Origin of the sequence: Nocardia sp. NPDC006630, from assembly GCF_040611495.1 — a bacterium.
Classification (GTDB): Bacteria; Actinomycetota; Actinomycetes; order Mycobacteriales; family Mycobacteriaceae; genus Nocardia.
Genome location: NZ_JBEXOK010000005.1, coordinates 554,422 through 576,896, shown reverse-complemented (window position 1 = coordinate 576,896; position 22,475 = coordinate 554,422). Strand labels below are relative to the sequence as shown.

Genomic DNA, 22,475 nt, shown 5'->3' with positions numbered 1-22,475 from the left:
ACTCCCTGCCCAACCGGGCCCCCGGGCTCATACCGCGGACTTCTTCAGCCGCAGTCGCGACCAGGTGAACAGCGTCAGAATGACGGTGAGCACCAGCAGCATGCCGATATCCAGATACCAGATATTCGCCGCATGCTTCCACAGCCGATCGGGCTGCGCGGTGGCGAAAAGCTCGCGAATATTGACCGTGGACGCGCCCGACGCATAGCCCCAGCGCGCCGGGAACAGCCACGAAACCTGTTCCAGCACAACACGGCCGGTCACCGGGATCATGCCGCCCGCCATGACCAGCTGCGCCATGATGGTGACCACCAGCAGCGGCATCACCTGCTCATTGGACTTGGCGAGCGTGGACAGCAGCAGCCCGACCACCACACAGGTCACCGCGGTCATCGCAATATCGATGTACAACTCGGCGCTACCGGCGGAGAGGACCGCGCCCGGTCCCGGCCGCTTCTTGGCCAGGAGCACGATGCCCATCATCACGCCGGACTGCAGCAGCGCCGCGAAGCTGAACACCACGACCTTGGACATCAGGTAGGAGCCGGAGCGCAATCCGACCGCGCGCTCGCGGTAGTAGATGGCACGCTCGCCCACCAGATCACGCACCGTCAGTGTCGATCCCATGAAGCAGGCGCCGAGAATCAGCACCACCAGCAGCGATTGCGCCTCACTGCCGCCGGTGGCGACGAAGGAACCGTCGGGCATCTGGGTGAACCCGCCCTTCTGGAAGCCGTTCTTGCCCGGCACCACCAGCGACAGCCCGCCAAGCACGAACGGAAGTATCAGCAGGAAGGCGAGATACCCGCGATCGGCGAGCACCAGCCGGAACTGCCGGCGCGACAGTGTCGAGAACTGCTTGAGCGCACTGGATTTCGGTGGCTTCGCCTTTCCGCCCGGCTGCACGGCCGGTGGTGGTGGCGCAAACGCCTGCCGGGAACGGAAATTCGCGAACGCGCGATCGGGATCACTGGCGACGCGGGAGAAGATCTCCGCCCAGTCACTGGTGCCGAGGAAATCGCGCACACTGCCCGGATGCCCGCAGAACGCGGTCTTGCCGCCGGGAGCGAGCAGCAGCACCTGATCGCACATATCCAGGCACGCAACGGAATGCGTGACCACGATAACGGTGCGGCCGGCGTCGGCGAGCTCGCGCAGCATGGTCATGACCTGACGGTCCAGCGCCGGATCCAGACCGGAGGTGGGCTCGTCGAGAATCAGCAGCGAGGGACCGGTGAGCAGTTCCATGGCCACCGAGGCGCGCTTGCGCTGACCACCGGAGAGCCGGTCCACCCGGGTATCGGCATGCTGGGTGAGCGAAAGCTCGTCCAGCACACCGTCGATGACGCGCTGCCGGTCGGCCCGGCTGGTATCGGGCGGCAGTCGCAGCTGTGCGGCGAAACCGAGCGCCTGTTTGACGGTGAGCTGCCGGTGCAGCACATCGTCCTGCGGCACCATGCCGATGCGCGAGCGCAGCGCTTCGTATTCGGCGTGCAGCCCGCGACCCTCGAAGGTGACCACACCCGAGGACGGTTGTGTCGTTCCCGCAATGAGTTTCGACAACGTCGACTTGCCCGCACCGGACGGGCCGATGAGCGCGGTCAGCGTGCCCCGCCCGGCCTGCATATTCACATCGACGAGCAGCTGCTTATTGCCCTCGACGGTGAAACCGACCCCGTGCACGTGCAGACCCTGCTCGGCGGGCGGGCGCTCCCGGCGCACGAGAGTGCCCTGCTGAACCTCGAAGTCGACATTGCCGACGGTGATGATGTCGCGGTCGCGCAGCACCGCGCGCTGCTCGCGGCGGCCGTTGACGAAGGTGCCATTGGCCGATCCGAGATCCTCGATGGCCAGATTGCCGCGATCGGACAGCAGCCGGGCATGCCGGCGCGAGGCCAGCGGATCATTGACGACGATCTGATTGTCACTGGTACGGCCGATGTTCAAGCCGCCCGGCGGAATTCGATCCGCCCGCGCGGCCGGACCGGTGGCCGCGCGGGCCCGCACCGGCGGCGCCGCCGAAATGCTGGCCTTGGCAGTCATATTCAGATTGTCCGGAGCTTCCGGGTGCAGCGGCACCGACGGCTGCACCGGCTGCTGCCGCGACTGCGGCGGGACCGGATGCTGCTGTCCGGACTGCGGCTGTACCGGGTGCTGCTGTCCCGACTGCGGCTGTACCGGGTGCTGCTGTCCCGACTGCGGCTGTACCGGATGCTGCGGCCCGGATTGCGCAGGGCGCGGCGGTACATGCACCGGCGGCTGGGCCCCGCTGACAGGCGGACGCCCACCCTGTACGTGCGGCTGCTGCCCGGAGACCGGCGGGCGCTGCTGCGGCGGCGTAGGCGGCCACTGCGGCTGCGGCCGATTCTGCACCGGCGGCACCCAGCGCTGCTGTGGCTGCGGCTGCGACGGCGGTCCCTGCGGGGTCCCCACCCGCGGAATCAGGTGCAGCAGTGGACCGGTGATGGCATCGCCGAGCCGAACCTGGGTGGGCCGGTCGATCGGGATCGGCTGGCTCAACCGGCGAGCGTCCACGAAGACGCCGTTGGTGCTGCCGTTATCGGCGAGCACCCAGCTGTTCCCGCGCCAGGCCAGGGTCGCGTGCACACGGGAAACCAGCGGGCTGTCGACAAAAACCGTGACTTCCGGGGCCCGCCCCATGGTGATCTGCTGGCTCGCGTCGAAGACCCGATCGGTTCCTTCATGACGCACGGTGATCTGCTGCGCCCCCGGTAAAGACATGGCCCGGATACTACCGGCTGCACCGCCGCGGACCCGGGGAGTATCCGGCCGTCCACCGAGAGCCCGGCGGCAGGCATCGATCCGGCCGCAACCGCCCGGAACCGCAGGTAACCCGCACGGCGCGGTGGCGGCCCGGCGGATAATATGCGTGAGGCTCGGGCTGCGCGGTATGCCGCGATATCCGATCCGGGGTGGATTTACGGTCGGCCGTGAGGGAGTGGATGTGGGGATGCGCGGGCGCCGGGCGACAGTGACATTCGCCGTTCTCACCTTGATCGCGGTGCTGTTGACCGGGTGCACACGAAACATCGGCGGCCGGGCGGTCTCGATCTACGACGATCCGTTCAAAGTGGCCGGACTGCCCACCACCAGTGGTCCGAACGGACCGCGCACGGGCATCCCGGATTCGACGCTCACAGCGTCGAATTCCGACGGCGGGCCGATCGACAAGCTGGTCCTCAACGCCCTCGACGATATTCAGACCTATTGGCAGGGTGAGTATCCGAAGGAGTTCGACGGCGCCTTCACACCCGTCGACAAGTTCATCTCCTGGAGCGCGAAGGCCCCGCGAGCGCAGTCCGTGCAGTTCTGTCAGGAGAGCACCTACCGGCTCGTCAATGCCGCGTTCTGCAGTCTCGACGGCTCCATCGGCTGGGACCGCACGGTGCTGCTGCCGACCGTGCAGGACACCTTCGGGAAGATGTCGGTGGTGACGGTGCTGGCGCACGAGTACGGCCACGCCATCCAGACCATGGCCAATATCGTCAATCGCAAGACCCCGACCCTGGTCAAGGAGCAGCAGGCCGACTGTTTCTCCGGCGCGTTCATTCGCTATGTGGCAGAGGGCAAAGCGAAGCACTTCACCATCAATACCTCCGACGGACTGAACGCGATCCTGGCCACCACCGTCGCCATTCGTGACGAGAATCCGAATGATCCGGGCAGCGTGCACGGTTCCGCGTTCGAGCGTGTCACCGCCGTGCAGGTCGGTTTCACCGATGGGCCCAAGGGCTGTAAAGGCATCGACACCAAGGAGATCGAGCGCCGGCGCGGCAATCTGCCGCAGTCGCTGGGCAGTGACACCGCCGACAATGAGACGGATGTGGACCAGGCCCATCTCGACCAGCTGACCAAGGAGATGGCCGCCATCATGCCGATCTCCAAGGAGCCGAAGTACAGCTACGACAGCGCGAAGATGAGCTGCCGCAATGGAAAAGACACCGAGCCGGTCACCTACTGCCCCGCCACCAACACCATCGGCACCGATCTGCCCGCGCTGCACGATCGGGGCGTGGTCAATACCGATGAGCAGGACGGCCTTCCGGTCAAGGTGACCGGCGCCTTCACCGCCTACGTGGTCTTCATCTCCCGCTACGCGCTGGCGGTGCAGCAGAGCACCGGGCAGACGCTCAAGGGTGCGAAGACCGGTCTGCGCGCGGCCTGCCTCTCCGGCGTGATCACCGGAAAGATGGCCGACCCCAGCCGATCCAAGTCCGACGGTGATATCGGGCTGTCCTCGGGCGATCTGGACGAGGCGGTATCGGGCCTGCTCACCGACGGCCTGGCCGCCAGCGACACCGACGGCAATACGGTGCCGAGCGGCTTCTCCCGAGTGGACGCGTTCCGCGCCGGCGTCCTGGGCAACCAGAACACCTGCACCTCACGGTATTCCTAGGACACCGGCCCCCGTCATCCCGGCATGCGTGTGGCCGGGATCCACGGCCTCTACCCGAACGGCGGCGGCGCGACCGGCTCCAGCCGCAGCACCCGATTTCCCAGCATCATCTCGGTCCCCGGAACCAGCGTCATCGGCTGATTCGCTTGCAGCCGAACCCAATCCCGATATCCGGGCAGCCGCGCCCGGGTGCCGTTGGTCGATCCCCGATCGACGAGCATGACATCCCAGTTCACCAGGCGGATTTCGGCGTGCGCCCGGGACATGCCACCGGAATTGTCGTCGATCTTCAAGGGCGCCAGCCCCGCTCGCGCCGCCTCGGACTGCTCCGGATCGCGGCCCACCACGGCGTCGGCGGCCAGCATGTAGGTCATACCGTCGTCGAGCACCAGCATGCCCAGCGGCGGCCGGATCACCTCGGCCACCGGCTGGGTCTGATCCACCGGCATCCCGCACACACTGCAGAACGCCGACCGGGGATCGCTGGGATGCGCTCGCGCACACTTGAATCCGAGCACCTTGACGGTGAGCGCGGTGGCCTTGGCTGTCGCCTCGAGCCGGCGCTGCAGATCCGGATCGGGTTTCGGCGCCGGATTGGTGCCGCCCGTTTCGGCCGGGCCGCCGCTCGGGTCAACCCGTCGGACGCCGCCCATCTCGGTGGGTGCGCGATGCGGGTCGAAGTCGTCCGCAGCCCGCCCGAGCGGATCGTAACCGGCTGTGGCAGGGGGTGATTCGAGCTCCCGCTCATCGCTCGGAACAGGCGGCAGATACAGCCCGGCGGGAACACTGGTCGAGGTGCGGGTCGGAGTCAGGTTGGGATCCAGCGGAATCGGCTGTGAGTCCGACTCATAGGCGGCGGTCGGCGGCGGATCCGGCGGCTGCGGCACCGCCGGTTCCCCTTCGAACCACACCACCGCGCCCACGGCCTGCGCGACACCCGCCACCAGCGAACCGATTCCGCGCTCGGGTAGCTCCGGCACCCGCCGCTTGCCATCCTCGACGAACAGCGCCGCGGCCCGCCCGGGCTGCTCGGCGACCCGGTCCACGGTGAATGCCGCATCACCGCCGCGGTAGTACTCGACCGCGCGCCCGGCCAGCACCGCGGTCACCGAACCGTGCAGGAAGATGGCGAGGCCACCATTCTGGGCGGCGGTCAGAATGCCGAACTCGACCGGCTGTCCCGGTGAGATCCGCTCGGCCTCCTTCATGAGCCAGCGCGTCGCCTGCCGCGCCACCAGCCCGCCGGGACCGCCGGGCGACTGCCGGGCCGCCTCGGTCACCAGATCGGCCAGGGCATTCGCCGCGGCCACGGCCCGCGAACCCGCTGTCAATCGCTCCCGCTCCCGGTGCGCGACCAGCAGTACCGACCCCGCGACCCGCATGAGCACATGGTTGCCCGCGACAACCTCGACCTGCCGATCCATCAACGGAACCGGCCCCTGGAATACACGCGGCACGGGACGTTCAACACAGAGACCAGGTTACGTGCACCGGCTTCCGCTGGGTCATCCCGGCGCGGGTGCAGTCGGTAAGCTCCGGCTGGCAGCGCCCCATACCACCGAGTCGATCAGGAGTCCCAGCATGGCGATGAGTCCCGGCACCATCGTCGGCGGCTACCGGATCGTGCGGGTACTCGGCTCCGGCGGTATGGGCACCGTCTACCTCGGCAAGCATCCGAGCCTGCCGCGCATGGATGCGCTGAAGGTGCTGTCCGCGGACCTGTCCCGCGATCAGGAGTTCCGGGCGCGCTTCGAACGCGAGGCCAATCTGGTTGCGGGCCTGGACCATCCGAATATCGTCTCGGTGCACAATCGGGGCGAGGAGAACGGCCAGCTGTGGATCGCCATGCAGTATGTGGAGGGCACCGACGCCTCGGCCGAGGCCAAACGCGATCCGGCCGCCATGACTCCGCTGCGCGCGCTGAGCATTACCACCCAGGTCGGCAAGGGCCTGGACTACGCGCACCGCAAGGGCCTGCTGCACCGCGATATCAAACCCGCCAACTTCCTGCTCTCCAGTGTGGACGGCGAGGACGAGCGCGCCCTGCTGGCCGATTTCGGTGTGGCCAAATCCACCGAGGACACCACCGAACTCACCCAGACCGGCAGTTTCGTGGCGACCATCGCCTATGCCCCGCCGGAGCAGCTCTCCGGCGACACCCTCGACCACCGCGCCGATATCTACAGCCTGGCCTGCTCGTTCTACAAGCTGCTCGTCGGCCAGAACCCTTATCCGGCAACACAACCGGCCATGGTCATGATGGGTCACCTACATGAGCCGCCGCCCCGTCCCACCGCGATCAATCCGCATCTGCCCGTCGCGCTGGACTATCTCTTCGCGCGCGCCCTGGCCAAGAATCCGGCCGATCGCTTCAACAGCTCCCGGGAATTCACCGATGCGGCGGCCAATGCGCTGACGCCCGGCTACAACCCGGTCTCCACCCACACCTCCCCCACCTATCCCATTCAGGTGGCGTCGCCCGGCATGCTGCAGCGCCCGGGTGAGAATGCCAGCGCCGCAGTCACTTCCAAGACCGCGGTGGCCGGGGGTAAGAAGAACCGCAAACGCCGCTACCTCGGCGCGGCCGCCGGAGCGGTGGTGGTGGCGGTGGCCGCCGGTGTCGGGATCGTCGCTCTGAGCGGCGGTGATCACACCGGCAACCCCCCGGCCGCCGATTCGGTGACCGCCGCCCCCACCTCGGCGAACAGCGGTCTGACCCCACTGGCCCAGGCGCGCAGTAACAATCCCGCCTTCCAGGGCAAGGTCATCACGCTGGTGGACGTCAACCAGCAGAGCTCGGCCCTGGGCCACTATTCGATCTACCTGACCGGCAGCCAGCAGGCGAAGTTCATGGAGAGCCTCGGCTTCGTCTACAACGTCGCGTACTCGCCCAATGGCGATGAGACCTCGCCGCGCGCCTCGGACGGCTGGGGTTCGCTGCAGGTGACCGACAACTCCTATGTCGTCGCCGTCCGCAGTGACGAAAAGGCCGGTGGCGGTGGACTACTCGGCCTCCCCAGCGAAATTACCAGCTCGCGGGCCATCGTGGTGCCGCTCGACGACCCCGCCGCCGTCGCCGCCATGCGCAATTGGACCCCGGACTCGGAACAGGTTCTGCTGAGCAAACTGGTGCCGGTACTGCACAACCGGGTGAAGTAGGGTGGCCCGATCGCGGGCCGACGGAGGGGAACCATGCGGAAACTGGGGCGGGCGGCGCTCAGCGCCACAGTAGCGCTGGCGCTCGCACTGACGGCGGCCTGTGGATCCGGATCACACAAACCGGCCGGCCTCCCCGTACCGGTCGTGAACCTGGCAAGCCTGGACGTCGGAAACCTCACCACCCAGCCCAAGTACTACGGCAAGCCGACCGTATTCGATATGGCCAGGCAGGTGGAGGCCATGCGGATGGGCGGCTACATACCGCTGCCCGTGCAGGTCGATCCGGAGGTCAAGTATCCGGCGCAGGCCATGGGCGTCACGGTGCGCACCTTCGTCGACTTCGCTTCGCAGGCGATCCACAGCCGCGTCGCCGCCGACCCGGCCGTATTGAACGCCGCCGCAAAGGGATTTCTTTCAGGATTTGTCAGCAGTGGCAAATCCGATGAGAAGGTCAGCCTGTCGTACGAGCTGGAGAACATCGTCCTGCTCTTCACCGACGACAAATCCGCGGCCGATGCGGCACAGGCGCTCGGACAGGCCGATTTCGACGCCACCCCCGGCGCCGAGCGGATCCAGATCGACAAGTATCCGGCCGCCTACGCCCTGGCCGAGAACAGTGACGGCGGCCCGGTCCGGTCCTGGTATGCCACCGGCAGATTCGTCATTCTGACCAATATCTTCGACAGTGTCCTGGGTGCGATCGGCTCCCGGGATCTGCCCAAGCAGATCGGCCGGGTGCAACGCAGCCTGGATGTCATACCGCCGGCGCTCGCCACCTTCCCTGCCACGCCGGTGGACCAGCTCATGGAGGTTCCGGTGGATCCGGACGGCATCATGGCGCGGGCGCTGCCCACCTTCGCCGATGATCCCGATCAGGCCGGCATGCCGGGTGTGTACGACCGCCAGGGCGGGCTGCAGGTCGTGCAGGGGCCCGACGAGGTCAAGCTTTTCGACGACGCGGGCGTGGACCGGGTGGCGTGGAAGGGCAACTACGTCTACCGCGCCCGCGACGCCGCGGGCGCGGCCGAGATCGTCGCGGCGCACAGCGAGACCTCACGGCTGTTCCGGCCCGCCGAATCACCGAAGAATCTGCCGAATGCCAAATGCCGCAAGTACATCGGCCCGGAATTCGCGGCAAACGCGCACTACTGCTTCGTCTCCTACGGCCGATACGCCGCCGAGGTGTCGGCGGGTCAGCTGCTGGACGCACAGCAGCGCATTTCCGCGCAGTACGCCATTCTGGTCAATGCACACTGAGCCGGGGGGACTGTGATGCTGTCACGACGAATTCGCGGCGGGGCCCTGGGTCTTGCCGCACTCGCGCTGACCGGGTGCGGAGCACACGTCGGCGGCACGGCGCATCCGGACGAAATCGATGTGCGCACACTGGATGTGGGGCCGTACTCCACCGCGCCGCTGGAGCAGCGGTACATCTACTACCCCTCCATGTCCTCCGGTCTGAATCTGGCGTCCATGCGGCTGGCCGACCAGGTGGTCAACGGTCCGGAGATCGATCCGACACTCAAATACGGCACCGGGATGGCGGCCTTCACCAACGCCGACAGTGCGACCATGCTCGCGGCGGTTGCCCGGCCGGTGCTCGCGAGCAATGGCATGCTGTTCGGCGTCAGCGCCAGCAATGCGGACCGGCAGCTCGACAGGAATGAGCCGATACCGGGCGATCTGGGGTTCACCGTGGTCACCGTCGTGCAGTTTTCGGACGAGGCCGCCGCGGCCAAGGCGGCCGCCGAACTGGACGCCGCCGACTTCGGAGTCGCGGCGGACGTGAATCAGCCGCTCACATTGGCCAAATATCCTGCCGCGCACGCACATTGGCGTCCCGGCGTGGCTTCGATGGGATCGACGCTGGCGCACGGCAATTATGTCATCGACCTCATGGCGGGCGAGAAGACGCCGGAGGCAGATCCGCTGACCGCCCTCGCCGAGAAGGTGTACGACACCGAACTGCCGCTGCTGGACGGATTGAAGCCCCTCAGCAAAGAGGATGCATTACGCCTGCCCGACGACCCCGACGATATGTTGCGGCAGACGCTGTCGCCCAGCGCTTTCGGCATTCCGGACCCGCAGACGCAGGCCCGCTACGAATTGCGCGGTTTCCTGAATCAGGTCGGCGATCAAGACTATTGGTCACGCCTGATGAAAACCGCCGGTGTGGACCGCTTCTCGAAGAGTTCGGAAATGGCGAGCAGCAGCATGCTGTACCGGACCCGCGATACCGCCGCCGCGACACAGCTGGCGGGGGTGATTCTGGACAAGTCCTATCCGGGCCCAGCCGATGCACCGGCGGTGCTGCCGAATTCGAAATGCGGCGAAAACCCTATTCAGGACAACTTCGAGATCAAGCGCTTTCGCTGTGTGGTGACGTATCGCCAATACGTTGCGACGGTGGAGAGCGATCAGTTGGACGACGCCCATCAGCGGGCCGCGGCACAGTACGGATTGCTGGCAAACAGCACCTGGTGACCCCGGTGTGACCGTACGCACTGGTCAGCGACACCGATCCTTGGGTAGTGTGCTGGCCAATTGCTGTCACAGGGGTGGAACCGCCGGGCCAGGACCCTCGTCTAATCACTGTGTAAAGGTCGTCAGCCCGCGCTGTGCTCGACACCGCGTTGTTCGAACTGATTGAAAGGAGGCACCGTGGCCGGTGCATTCGAAGCCAGTAATGAGCTCATCCAGGCCAAGGCCCAGGAGTTCAAGAAGACGCACGACATGCTCATGCACGCCATTGCGGATCTGAAGCGCGATGAAGACAACATGACCGTCGGCTCGAACTGGCAGGGCGGGGCACGCGATGCGTTCAACGCCTTCATGGAGCGCTACTACTTCCAGGCCGACAAGCTCAACGACAAGCTGGTGCAGACGACCGAGAACCTCATCCGGGTCGGCTCCAACTACGAAGAGCACGACCAGGACTACAAGGCCCAGATCAATGCGCAGGTCTCCAGCCTCGACCTGCCGCCCGTGTAACCCGAACCGGACGCACACACTTCAGTAAAGGACAGCACCATGGCAGCAGCGAACGGTCAGGTCATCTCCGCGCACTTCGAAGGCGTGGCGGACGGCGCCAACTCGGTCATCCGCCGAGCGGAGCACATTCGCGACCAGCTCGAAGCCTTCCACCGCAGCGTGGAGGAGTTCGTCACCAACAATTGGAAGGGCGACGCCAACGAAGCGTTCGCCGATATGCAACGCACCTGGAACACCCACGTGGCCCAGCTCAACGCCACCCTCAGCGGCGCAGGCACCCTGGTCCGCACCGGCAATGCCGAACTCCAGGCCAAGGACATCGCCCTCGCCGGCCTGTTCTGACCCGCAGCACAAACCAATAGCGCGCCCTGGCGAATACATGCCGGGGCGCGCTGGCTTATGCACCGGAGCACGCCGGCTTATGCCACGGAGCACGCCAGCTTTTGCACCGGAGCACGCCGGCTTCGCAGGACGGGGCGCGCCGGTTCGCGGAGTCGTCGTCGCCCGCACCATCAACGCTTTCGGGCAGTCCCCCCGTCATCCCGGCATGTTTCTGGCCGGGATCCCCCGTGGATCCCGGCCACAAGCCCGCCGGGATGACGGGGGATGCGACTGACGAGCACCTCAGCCGGTTATGCCGGTGGGAGCCAGCCGAGTTGGATGAGGTCTTCGCCGGCGCGGGTGACATAGGTGCCGCGGCCGGGGGGCATAAGGGCGGGGCGGGCGTTGCCGAAGAGAATGCCCTCATCGCGGCTGCAGCTCATGATGAGGGCGGCCGAGTTGAGCTCCTTCATGCGATTGAGGGTGGCCTCGTAGAGGGCGCGGCCGGCGCCGCCGGAGCGGCGGGCGATGATCAGGTGGAAGCCCAGATCCCGGGCATGCGCGAGATGATCCACCAGGGCGTGCAGCGGATTGCCGGTGGCGGTCGCGACCAGGTCGTAGTCGTCCACGATCACGTACAGCTCGGGCCCCTTCCACCAGGAGCGATCCTTGAGCTGCTGCGGCGTCACATCGGGGCCGGGCATGCGCTGGGTGACGTACGCGGCCAGATCGGTCATCTGCTGGGTGAATTGTGGTGCGGTGGAGCCGTATCCGGCGAGATAGCCCTGCGGCACCGTGCCGAGCATGGTGCGCCGATAGTCACCCATGATGATGCGCGCCTGATCCGGGGTATTGGACGCGCAGATCGACTGGACGATCGAACGCAGCAGCGTGGACTTACCGCTCTCCGAATCACCGATGATCACCAAGTGCGGGCTGACGGTGAAGTCCAATTGCGCAGGGGCCAGCTCGGATTCAGTGATCCCGATCGGGAAACGCAGTGTCGGCTGCGCAGAATCCACTGCGGTAGGCCAGTTTCCAGCCGAAGCGAGCAACTCTTCCCTGGGCAGCCGCTCCGGAAGCATGCGCACCCGCGGTGCGGGACGGCCGGGCGTCCGTTCGGAAATAGCCGAAACAGCCTGCGCCACCCCGATTCCCAGCGTCTGCGGGTTCGGATCACCGTCGATACGCGGCAGCGCCGTGAGCATATGCAGCAGATCGGCGGTCATACCGCGACCGGGCCTGCCCATCGGAACCAGAGCCGCGAACTTGCGCCCCAGATCCGAATCCATGGGATCACCGAGCCGCAGCTCGATGCGCGTGCCGATCTGATCCTTGAGCGCGGGCCGCGCCTCCGGCCAGCGCGCCAGTGAGATCACCACGTGCACCCCGTACGAAAGCCCCTGCACCGCAAGGTTCATGACGGTCTGCTCCAGCGCCTCGAACTCCTGCCGGAAGCTGCCGTACCCGTCGATCACCAGGAAGGCGTCCCCGAACGGATCCTCGTGCGCTCCCGCGGCGGCCGAACTCGCCGCCGGATCGAGCGCCCGCAGCCGCCGGAACTCCGCCATGGATTCGATGCCGAGCTGCCGGAACCGCGCCTCACGCTGCCGCACGATGGTCACCATCTCGGCGACCGTGCGCCGCACCTTATCGCTCTCTATGCGGCTCGCGACCGTGCCGACATGCGGCAGCCCCTCCAACCCGACCAGTGTGCCGCCACCGAAGTCGAGCAGATAGAACTGCACCTGTTCGGCGGTGTGCGTCAGGGACATTCCCATGACCAGCGACCGCAGCGCCGTCGACTTACCCGACTGCGGGCCGCCGACCACCGCCACATTGCCGCGCGAACCGGACAGGTCCACCACCAGCGGATCACGGCGCTGATCGTAGGGCCGGTCGACAATGCCGATGGGCGCACGCAGGGCGGCGACCGGATTCCAATCACCGGTGAGCACCGAGCGCGGCACGAGTTGATCCAGCGTGGGCGCCGCATCCAGTGGCGGCAGCCAGATTTCGTGTGCCGGGCGCCCGTGCTCACGCACCCGCGACACCAGCATCTGCAGGTTGGAGACCTGTTCGGCATCCGGGTGCGCTTCCACCAGATCGGCCAGCGCGGGCAGCGGAATATGGTCCTCGGGACGGAAATCCACGTGGATGGCGGTGAACGGGCGTGCGGTGATGTCGATATCGCCGCCCCCCGCGTCCACTGCGACATCACGCTGCGAACCGACACCCACATAGGGCCCGGAAACATACGAGGACTGGAACCGCACGATCTCGCCGGAGTCGGACTTCAAATAGCCACCGCCCGGATTGCCCGGCAGATTGTAGGCATCGGGCACACCCAGAACCTGCCGGGATTCATTGGCGGAGAACGTCTTCAAGCCGATCCGATAGGACAGATGACTCTCCAGCCCCTTGAGCCGCCCCTCCTCCAGCCGCTGCGAAGCCAGCAGCAGATGCACATGCAGCGAGCGCCCCAGCCGCCCGATCATGGTGAACAACTCGGCGAAATCCGGGTGCTGCGACAGCAATTCGGAGAATTCGTCCAGCACCACGAACAGCGCGGGCATCGGATCGAGATCCGCACCGGCCGCGCGCGCCTTCTCGTATTCGGAGACATTGGCGAAATTGCCTGCCGCACGCAGCACTTCCTGCCGGCGGTTCATCTCACCGGCGAGCGCGTCGCGCATACGATCGACGAGGTCGGCCTCCTCCTCCAGATTGGTGATGATGGCCGCGACATGCGCCACCCCCTCCAACCCGAGAAAGGTCGCACCGCCCTTGAAGTCGACGAGCACAAAATTGAGCTGATCGGGTGAGTGCGTGGCGATGAGCGAAAGCACCAGCGTCCGAAGGAATTCCGACTTGCCCGACCCCGTCGCGCCGATGCACAGACCATGCGGCCCCATGCCGCCCTCGGCGGCTTCCTTGATATCGAGGACCACCGGCAGCCCGTCCGCACCGACACCGAACGGCACCCGCAGCCGTTCCCGCCCGTAGCGCGGCTGCCAGGCGCTCTCGGGATTGAACGCGCCGAGATCACCGAGGCCCAGCAGCTGCGACCAGCTCGAAATGACCTCGCCCTCGGCACCGGTATCGGCACCCGCGCGCGGCAGGGCGGCCCGATACGGTGCGAGTCGCCGCGCCGCCTGCTCGGCCTCGCGAGCGGTAATACGGTCGATGACCGCGAAGCGTTCCATGCCGCCGGTGGCCCCGCGTCCCGCGCACTCGCCGTTCTCCACCAGCATCTGAATGCCGCGCGAGGCGGCCAGCCGCGGCGCGTATCCGCACAGGTCGATCACGGTGACGCCTTCGAAACCGTTCTCCCGCAGGGGATCTTCCTCGGCCTCGAGCAGTCCGCCGTCCACCACCAGCACGAGCTGCGTCAGGCCGGGATTCGGCGGCTGATTGCGCGAATAGCGAACCCTGTTGTGCAGCAGCGAATGCAGGCTCGCATGCGCCTGCCGAATGGATCCGTACACCATGCGCTCACTGCCGACGCCGTCCTGCGACTCCGGATGCTGGGTGTGCGGCAGCCATTTCGCCCATTCCCACTCACGCGCGGTATCGGGTCCGCAGACCACCGCGACGAGTACCTGATCCGGGCCCTGGAACATGGCGAGCTGCAGTAGCATGGCCCGCGTCATCTCGCGGGCCTGTGCCCGGTCTCCGGTCAGCTGAACGCTCGCGAAGCCCTTCACCGCAAGGGCCGTCGGCAGATCCGGCACCGTCGAATGGGTCCGGACGAAGCGCCGCAGCGACACCGCAGCTATCGGCTCCAGCTCCTCCACCGGACCGGTCTCCGGGGCCACCAGCCGGGTGGCCAGACGCTGACTGCCGAGCCCGATGCGGGCATGACAGAAATCCTTGTCGCCAGGACGTCGCTCCCACATGCGCGTGGTGCCCGCGAGCATCCACACCACCCCGGGTTCGGGATGACTCCACTCGACCGCCGCGCGCTGCTGCCCCGCCGTCTCCTCGACGTCCCGCCGGACCTGGTCGAGATAGCGCAGATAGTCCTTGCGATCCTCGTTGGCCTCCGCGGCCTTTTGTCCCTTTCCTCCCTGACCTGCGTACATGCCGATCATGGAGAAGACCATCATCATCGGGAACATCAGACTCATGGGATTGGTGGCGATACCGCTGCCCGAGGTGAACATGAGCACGACCATGCCCAGCATGCCGACACCCATGACCAAGGGCATGAGCTTGGAAAACAAGTTCGCTGGAATATTGCGCGGAATCTCCGGCGGCGGCTGTAGCGTCACCTCGCCACCCGGTGAGCGCGGAATCTCCCGGCGTGGACGGCGCTGGAATCGGACAGTGCTCATCGCGTGCAGAATCCCCCATCGGATGTCTGGAATGCGGGGCTCAGTGTACGTACAGCGATCGTTATGACGTACAGTGCGGGCAGCATTTCTGCATATCCCGGCGCTGCGACGGTGGTTTCGCGCGCACTCAGAGGGCACAAAAGACGCACACCGAGGTGGGGGCAGCGTGACCAACGCGCGAATGGACCATATCGACGACGCACGCGGCACCGTCCGCGCGCCGGATCTCGCGCGCGTCACCCTGCTGGCCAAGCACACCCAGGTCGATATGGCCATTCCGATCGATGTACCGGTCGCCCTGGTCATCCCCAGCGTGGTCGATATGGTCGCCCAGCACAGCCGCACCAATGACTTCGACAATGACGGCGAACACTTCGAACCGCACGAGTGGGTGCTCGCCCGCATCGGGCAGCCGCCGCTGTCCAATTCCCTCAGCCTGGCCGAACAGGGCGTGCGCGACGGCGAGCTGCTCATGCTGGAGAGCGCCGAACACACCGCGCCCACACCACTGTTCGACGACATTATGTACAACGTCGCCATTGCCGATGCCGACCACTTCCGCGGCTGGTCACCCCGCACCGCCCGGCTGACCGGCTCACTGCTGGCGGTGCTGACCATGCTGGTCGGCTGCCTCGGGCTGCTGGCCGCACCCGATGCCGTCTCCGGCTGGGTGAGCGGCCCCGTCGCACTGTTCGTAGCCGTCCTGCTAGTGGTGTCGAGCATGGTGCTCAGCCGCATGTACCGCGATACCGCGAGCGCACTCGTGCTGGGCGGCTGCGCCCTGCCGGCGGCCTTCAGCGCGGGCATGCTCTTCGTCCCCGATCACTACGGCTGGGCGAATCTGCTGCTCGGCGCGGTATTGGCCGGTGCCACAGCGATTCTCGCGTGGCGGGTGAGCGGCGTCGGACTGGGCCTGTTCATCGGCGCGACCACCCTCGCGGTCTATCTGGTTCCCGCCGCGCTCGTCGGCCTGCTCACCCATCTCCCGTCGAAGGCCATCGGCGCCGGCGCCGCAGCGCTGGGACTGGCCGGATTATCGCTCGCACCAAGGCTTTCCATGCTGCTGGCCAGGCTGCCGCTGCCGCCGGTGCCCGCGCCCGGAACGCCGATCGACCCCACCGAAGACGATCCGGACGATCACCGCGCCCTGCCCAGCCTGGACGCCCTGCGCACCAAATCCGAACGGGCGCGCAGGTATCTGGCCGGACTGGTCGCCGCCACCACCCTCGTGGCCGGGGCGGGCGCACTGACCGCCACCGACCCGCATGCGGACAGCACCTACTGGCCGGGCCTGGCGCTCGCCGTGGTCTGCGCCGTGGTTCTCATGTTCCGCAGCCGCACCTACGCGGGCGCGGAACAGGCCGTCATCCTCATCGCCGGCGGCGCGGCCATGCTGCTGATCCTGTTGGGCGGCGCGGCTTTTCTGGTGGACCAGCCCCTCGCCGTCTTCGGCGCGGCACTGATCCTGCTGGTGGCAGCGCTGGTACTCGGCATCATCGTGCCGCGACAGCAGGCCACCCCGCCGCTGCGGCGGGCGGTGGAGCTGCTGGAGTACGCGTTCGTCGCCGCCGTTGTGCCACTGGTGTTCTGGGTGACGGGCCTGTACTCGCTCGTGCGCGGACTCTGAGCGCGCGGATATTGCGATGAGTACCGAGTACTTCCGCGCAACGGTGACGGACTCCGCCCTGTCATGGCGCAGCCCCGGACTGCGAACGGTCGCCGCCACGGCGGCACTGGCGTCGGCGCTCTCGTTCGGCATCGGCATCGCCCCCGAGGCGGCGCAGGCGAATCCCATTGCAGCCCAGACTGATCGACCCCCAGCCATCGATCCGGGCCTACTGCCACCCGGTGGTCCCGCCGCCCCGCCCGGCAAAACAGAGCACCCGGCCAACTCCCCCTGCATCAGCACCCAGGCCGGCGGCGACGGGCCGACCATCCCACCCACCCAGCGCGCCCTGGATCTGGAGCACGCCTGGCAGTTCTCCCGTGGCGCAGGACAATTGGTCGCGGTCATCGATACCGGGGTTTCCCCGCACCCGCGCCTGCCCGGCCTCATTCCCGGCGGCGATTACGTCGCCAATTCCGGTGACGGCACCGAGGACTGCGATGCGCACGGCACAATTGTCGCCGGGCTCATTGCCGCGAGTCAGGTGGGCGGCCAAGGCTTCTCCGGTGTGGCCCCGGACGCCCGGATCATGACCATTCGCCAGACCAGCGCCATGTACCAGGCCGAGGGTGCGGGCCGCGACAAAGGCCCCGACGATATGCCCGACGGCTACGGCAAGATCTCCGCACTGGCCTCGGCCGTGCGCCGGGCCGCCGATGCCGGGGCCCGCGTCATCAATATCTCCCTGGTGGCCTGCCCCACCAGCAGGCCCGAGAGCGCCGAGATGGGCGCCCTCGGCGCGGCGGTGCGCTACGCGGCCGTGGAGAAGGACGTTGTCATCGTGACCTCCGCGGGCAATACCGACAGTTGCAAGGCGAGCAATCCCGGCTTCGACCCGCTGCACCCGAACGAGGATCTCTGGGATCACGTGAATTCGTATGTGGCCCCGGCCTGGTGGGACGATTACGTGCTCTCCGTCGGCTCCATCGATGCCTTCGGCCAGCCCTCGAAGTTCACCGTCCCCGGCCCCTGGGTGGGTGTGGCCGCGCCCGGTGAGGACGTCATCTCCCTGGACCCCCGCAATACCGGCCTCACCACCGCCAAGGTCACCAATCAGGGCCAGGTGAATCGCTACAGCGGAACAAGTTTCGCCGCGCCCTACGTCTCCGGTATTGCGGCCCTGCTGCGTTCGCGCTTCCCGAATCTGCCCGCGCACGAGATCATCGAGCGCATCGAAGCCACCGCACACGCCCCCGGCGAAGGCTGGAATCCGTATGTCGGTTACGGGGCAGTCGATCCCGTGGCCGCACTCACCGCGGAGATACCGAACGAACTGCCGCCCAAGCAACCCGGCGCCGCAAAGGATCAGCAGTTGGCCATTCCCGCCCCGAAACCCGCACCGGACAACACCGCTCGCAATGTGGCGCTCATCGGCACGGGCATTGTCGGTGCCCTGCTGGTGCTGGGCTTCCTGGCGTCATTCCCCCTGCGCCGCAGGTTCGGCATGCATTCCGACGACGCCTGAGCCGCTCAGTTCTGTGCTTTGACAGGCTCTTTCGCCGGATTGGGGTCGGGGTCGACACCATCGTGCGCCACCATCGCCGCCTCGCGGCCCAGGGTCGGCCCGGACGCGATCAAACCGGCGATCGACCACGGCGCGGGTTCCGGCCGCACCGATTCCGGGTCCATACCGAGAGCTTTGGCCGATTCCAGATTCTTGATGCCGTACCGCACGCCGTAATCGGAGATGAAGAACAGGCTGTCACGCCGCTGACTATCCGGTTCGATACCGGTGGTCTGCACGTACGCGCCCGATCCGGGCTTCATATAGAAGCTGTCGACCGCCGGGCCATTGCCGTCGGCCTGGGCCAGCGGCACCAATCGGGCCCGGTCCGGTATGGGCACCGCATGACCGGTGAGCACCGTCAGATCGGCGTGCCTGCTGCCATCGGCCTGGTCGGCGGATTCGACCGGCCGCCAGGACAGGCAGTCGACCGGCTGATCCTTACCGTCCACAATGGCCGGGGCCTGGTCCGGATAGTTCGCGACCGGCAGCGCCGCGGACACCGGCGCCCCGGTGCGGTCGGCCTGGCCGATGTGATCGTCGGCGGCCGTGGACCGGTAGGCATTGCGCACGATATCGGCGGTCAGCGCCGACACCGGCTGCAGCCCGTCCGCGAGCACCACATAGTTCTTGTTGTCGGTGCGCACCTGCACCACATCGCCGATGCGGTGGTCGCCGATCGAATAGTCCGGCGCCGCACCGGCATCCGCGATCAGCGGCGGCACGATCGGCAGCACCTCGGGAATGGCGTCGAGCAGCCCCGGACTGATCGGCCGCGGCGTCAGGCCGCGAATATCGAGGGCGTCCACCACGGCTCGATCGTTCATATCCACCTGGGCACGCTGATTGTCGTAGACCAGATAGGTGTGATCACGCCCCTGTACGAGCAGGCCTCTACCCGAGTCCAGCCCGGATACCTTGCCCCGCAACGGATCACCGGCCAGCACCGAGGTGGTCAGGGTGCGACTGCCGTCATTGGCGAGCACATCGCAGATCGTCCAGGTGCGACCGCCCGGCGTGGAATCGAAGGCGAGCGAGGCGGGTGCGCCGGGAATGCCGATCAGCTGCCCACGCGGCTTCTTCGCGAGTTCGGTCTCCTTCACCGTGGCGGGTTTGGCGGCCTCCCCCGCCGCCAGGCGTGCCGAGGTGAGGTTCAGCGCCGGGTGCACCACATTGTCGAGGACCACGTAGACGGCCCCCGTGTCCTTGCCTATGAGGATCTTGTTGGAGCCGATCTTGTCCTGCGGCCGTAGCAGAGCAAGTACTCCGCAACCGGCCAGGGCGACGCACGCGAGGATCAATCCGACACTGAAGGCCCGTGATTGCGACCGCATGGGGTCGTGCAGCATCCGCACGTCCCTGCGCACCAGGGCGTGTTCCATGCGACGAACCAGGAAGCGATAACCGCTCACCTGCCATCGGGTCGTCGGTTTTGAAGGCATTGAAACTCCCCCGACCAGTCATTGCGTTCGCCGCACACAGTACAGTTCGGCGGGATCTTCATTCGCACTCGGCCACGAAGCCGCGGGGCCGAACCGCATTATCGGGAGACGACGATGGCCGCATCCGGCACCATTTCGCGCCCGCTGCCGGGCCGGATCACCCTGGCAAACCTGCTGGTCGCCCAGTTGACCGCAGCGGTCGTGCTGGTGGTCGCGGCGGTGTGCGGAGTGCCGTTCCGGGTGGCCTTCGGGGTCGCCATAGCGTGCGGACTGGTCTTGTTGTTACCCCTGGGCAAACGAACAGTTTGCGATTGGCTGGGCACCCGAATCCGCTTCCGCGCCCGCCGTCCGCACCCGGGCGCCGGCCTCATCGACTTCCACAGCGGTGACGGCCGCTCACTCGGGCTGTTCCGGGACGGCAGCCGGGTCGTCGCGGTGGTCGAGGTCCTGCCGCCCAAGGGCGGACTGACCCGGCTCGACCGCACCACCGTGCAGGCCTCACATCTGCTGCCGCTGCCCGAGCTCGCGAAAAGCCTTACCCAGCACGATATTCAGCTCGCCGGCATCGATATCGTCTCGCACGGTCACCGCAGTCGCTCCGGCACGCCCGCGGGCGCCATCTACGAATCCCTGCTCGGCCCGCTGCCCGCGACCGCGCACCGGACCGTATGGCTGGCCATCGCCTTCGACCCGCTGCTGTGCCCCGATGCCGCCGATCGCCGCGGCGGCGGACTGGACGGCGCCTGCCGGGCCGTCACCATCGCCACCCAGCGCATCCTGCGGACCCTGGAGGATGCCGACTGCCCGGCCCGCACGCTGACCGCGCCCGAGATCACGAAGGCCGCCCTGCAGATCACCGCGGGCCTGGACCCGCGCGAGCTCACCCAGCACTGGCGCTACACCGAATTCGGCAACAGTGTGAATATCGGTGCGGCCGTGGACCCGGCGCGATTGGACTCCGAACAGCTGGCCCGGCTGTGGGTGCCCGCCTCCCGGGGCACCACGGTGGCGCTGCGACTGCGGCCCGGCCGTACCGCCGACACCGTGCGCATCGGCGCGGCCTGGCGGCTCACCGCACGGGAACTGCCGCAGGAGCAATTGCAGCCGCACATGATCTCCATGAACGGCCGCCACCGCGAGAGCCTGCTCGCCCACCTGCCGCTGGCGGTGCCCGGCCTGGGCGACACCGTCCCCACCGAGGTGCGCGACGTCGCGGCAATCGGTGCGGTACAGCTGGCCTCCGCCGGTTGCGGACAGCTGCTCGGCTCCGATGACGAGGGTAGTGGCGTCGCGGTACGTCTTGTGGGCCAGGGCATTTCGAGCGTGTATGTCTCCGGCGAACTGTATCTCGCGCAACAGCTGGTGTTCCGCGCGCTGGCCGTGGGCGAACGCGTCCTGATTCGCACACAGCGACCGGACGCCTGGGAGCAGTTGATCACCACCATCGGCAATCCCGAACGCCTGACCCTCGCCGCCGAAACCCATGAATCCGATGCGGGATTCACCGCAGTGCTGGTGGACGGCGTGCTCGCGCCTGCGCCGCATGCGGGCGTCACCACCCTCTACCTGGCGGACGATCCGCTGGGCTGGCCGGGCGCGCGGCCCGATCTGTCCATCGTGCAACCGGAGGCGATGGGGAATCGCATCACCCTGCGCACCGGCACCACCCGGGTGGAACTGAACCTGGTCTCCATCCCCCGCGAATCCACCTACATCGGACAGCCCCGGGCGGCGCACGCCCTGGCGGGTCAGCCCGGATAAGGTTCGGCGGCCGCGCGCAAAGTCCTTCCCCACCAATCGAGTTGACCCAGCAGGCGCTGTGCCGCATCGATAGCCGCACCGTCCCGCGTCTCCCCCGCCGCATCGAATTTCCGCTTGGCCTCATGGAAGCTGACGGTCTCGCGGATCGACACCATATGCACCTCCGCCACCACCTGCCGCAATTGCTCCACCGCGCGCAGCCCGCCCGACAAACCGCCGTAGCTGACAAAACCGATGGGCTTACCCCGCCATTCACGCTTGCCCGTATCGAGCGCGGTCTTCAACGCCGCCGGATACCCGTGGTTGTACTCCGAGGTGACCACCACGAATGCGTCTGCCGCATCGATCCTTTCGAGATAAGCCCGTACCTCGTCCGTCACGCTCAAATCCACCGGCAACGGCGTATCGATGAGATCGATGACCCCCACCTCGAATCGCTCATCCGCCCGCGCCACCCGCACGAACCAGTCCGCGACCACCGGCGCGAACCGCCCCGCCCGCACACTCGCCACGATCACTTCCAGCCGCAAGGGAGTACTCACCGCACCATCCTCCCCCGCTCCCCCCACACAGCGCGCTTCCTAACCACACCGAACAACGCGCGTCCCCGCCAAACAGTCCGTATAACCACTGCGCGACGCGAAAGATAACCACTGCGCGACGCGAGAGCAGGCTGCGCGATACCGGGCCGGGCTGCGCGATGCGCCCGCACGTACCCATGCGCATCACACAGCGCGCGTCCTCGGCATAAAGCCCCTGCAGGGGCTGCGCCATGAGTAGGCGGGCTGCGCGATGTGCCCGCAGCGGTCTTCGGCCTCGGCTGGTGAGGTCGCGCCGTCAGCGGTGACCGCGAGGCGCGGTTCGGCTGTGGGGTGTT

14 protein-coding genes are annotated in these 22,475 nt (G+C 67.2%); 9 read left to right on the top strand and 5 right to left on the bottom strand.

The genetic code is table 11. The annotated features are described in order from the left end of the window. Window positions 1-27 precede the first annotated feature (27 nt). Window positions 28-2,742, bottom strand: a complete 2,715-nt coding sequence (locus ABZX86_RS17560) for an FHA domain-containing protein (RefSeq protein WP_355124585.1) — start codon at window positions 2,740-2,742, stop codon at window positions 28-30. A gap of 229 nt (window positions 2,743-2,971) precedes the next feature. On the opposite strand from ABZX86_RS17560, the gene ABZX86_RS17555 reads away from it, so the two are divergent. After that, window positions 2,972-4,417, top strand: a complete 1,446-nt coding sequence (locus ABZX86_RS17555; protein ID WP_355124871.1) for a metallopeptidase — start codon at window positions 2,972-2,974, stop codon at window positions 4,415-4,417. Between the two features lie 50 nt (window positions 4,418-4,467). Here ABZX86_RS17555 and ABZX86_RS17550 read toward each other — a convergent pair whose 3' ends face one another. Beyond that, window positions 4,468-5,841, bottom strand: a complete 1,374-nt coding sequence (locus ABZX86_RS17550; RefSeq protein ID WP_355124583.1) for an FHA domain-containing protein — start codon at window positions 5,839-5,841, stop codon at window positions 4,468-4,470. Between the two features lie 157 nt (window positions 5,842-5,998). On the opposite strand from ABZX86_RS17550, the gene ABZX86_RS17545 reads away from it, so the two are divergent. The 5 genes from ABZX86_RS17545 (at window position 5,999) to ABZX86_RS17525 (ending at window position 10,909) form a co-directional block, all read left to right on the top strand. Then, window positions 5,999-7,576, top strand: a complete 1,578-nt coding sequence (locus tag ABZX86_RS17545; RefSeq protein ID WP_355124581.1) for a serine/threonine-protein kinase — start codon at window positions 5,999-6,001, stop codon at window positions 7,574-7,576. A gap of 33 nt (window positions 7,577-7,609) precedes the next feature. Beyond that, window positions 7,610-8,833 (top strand): hypothetical protein, encoded by a 1,224-nt coding sequence (locus ABZX86_RS17540; RefSeq protein WP_355124579.1) that lies wholly within the window; start codon window positions 7,610-7,612, stop codon window positions 8,831-8,833. 15 nt (window positions 8,834-8,848) lie between these two features. Beyond that, complete coding sequence (locus ABZX86_RS17535; protein WP_355124577.1) at window positions 8,849-10,060, top strand: hypothetical protein; 1,212 nt, start codon at window positions 8,849-8,851, stop codon at window positions 10,058-10,060. A 177-nt stretch (window positions 10,061-10,237) separates the two neighbouring features. Next, window positions 10,238-10,567: a WXG100 family type VII secretion target gene (locus ABZX86_RS17530; RefSeq protein ID WP_327143800.1), complete on the top strand. Its 330-nt coding sequence runs from the start codon at window positions 10,238-10,240 to the stop codon at window positions 10,565-10,567. A 39-nt stretch (window positions 10,568-10,606) separates the two neighbouring features. Further along, on the top strand, window positions 10,607-10,909 hold the full coding sequence (locus tag ABZX86_RS17525) for a WXG100 family type VII secretion target (protein WP_327143799.1): 303 nt from the start codon (window positions 10,607-10,609) through the stop codon (window positions 10,907-10,909). A 290-nt stretch (window positions 10,910-11,199) separates the two neighbouring features. On the opposite strand, the gene eccCa is transcribed toward ABZX86_RS17525, so the two are convergent. Next, window positions 11,200-15,225 carry a type VII secretion protein EccCa gene (eccCa, locus tag ABZX86_RS17520; protein ID WP_355124575.1) on the bottom strand — a complete coding sequence of 1,342 codons (4,026 nt, stop codon included), beginning with the start codon at window positions 15,223-15,225 and terminating at the stop codon, window positions 11,200-11,202. A 166-nt stretch (window positions 15,226-15,391) separates the two neighbouring features. On the opposite strand from eccCa, the gene eccD reads away from it, so the two are divergent. After that, window positions 15,392-16,852 (top strand): type VII secretion integral membrane protein EccD, encoded by a 1,461-nt coding sequence (gene eccD / locus ABZX86_RS17515; RefSeq protein ID WP_355124573.1) that lies wholly within the window; start codon window positions 15,392-15,394, stop codon window positions 16,850-16,852. 16 nt (window positions 16,853-16,868) lie between these two features. After that, a complete protein-coding gene (gene mycP / locus ABZX86_RS17510; RefSeq protein WP_355124571.1) occupies window positions 16,869-18,356 on the top strand; it encodes a type VII secretion-associated serine protease mycosin in 1,488 nt (495 codons plus the stop codon). A 5-nt stretch (window positions 18,357-18,361) separates the two neighbouring features. On the opposite strand, the gene eccB is transcribed toward mycP, so the two are convergent. After that, a complete protein-coding gene (eccB, locus tag ABZX86_RS17505; protein WP_355124569.1) occupies window positions 18,362-19,837 on the bottom strand; it encodes a type VII secretion protein EccB in 1,476 nt (491 codons plus the stop codon). 114 nt (window positions 19,838-19,951) lie between these two features. On the opposite strand from eccB, the gene eccE reads away from it, so the two are divergent. Next, the gene (gene eccE / locus ABZX86_RS17500; RefSeq protein ID WP_355124567.1) at window positions 19,952-21,598 is read left to right on the top strand and encodes a type VII secretion protein EccE; all 1,647 of its coding nucleotides are present in this window, start codon (window positions 19,952-19,954) and stop codon (window positions 21,596-21,598) included. Here the strand turns inward: eccE and ABZX86_RS17495 are convergent. After that, window positions 21,586-22,140 (bottom strand): NAD(P)H-dependent oxidoreductase, encoded by a 555-nt coding sequence (locus ABZX86_RS17495; protein WP_355124565.1) that lies wholly within the window; start codon window positions 22,138-22,140, stop codon window positions 21,586-21,588. The two genes, eccE and ABZX86_RS17495, sit on opposite strands and share 13 nt — an antisense overlap. Window positions 22,141-22,475 lie beyond the last annotated feature (335 nt).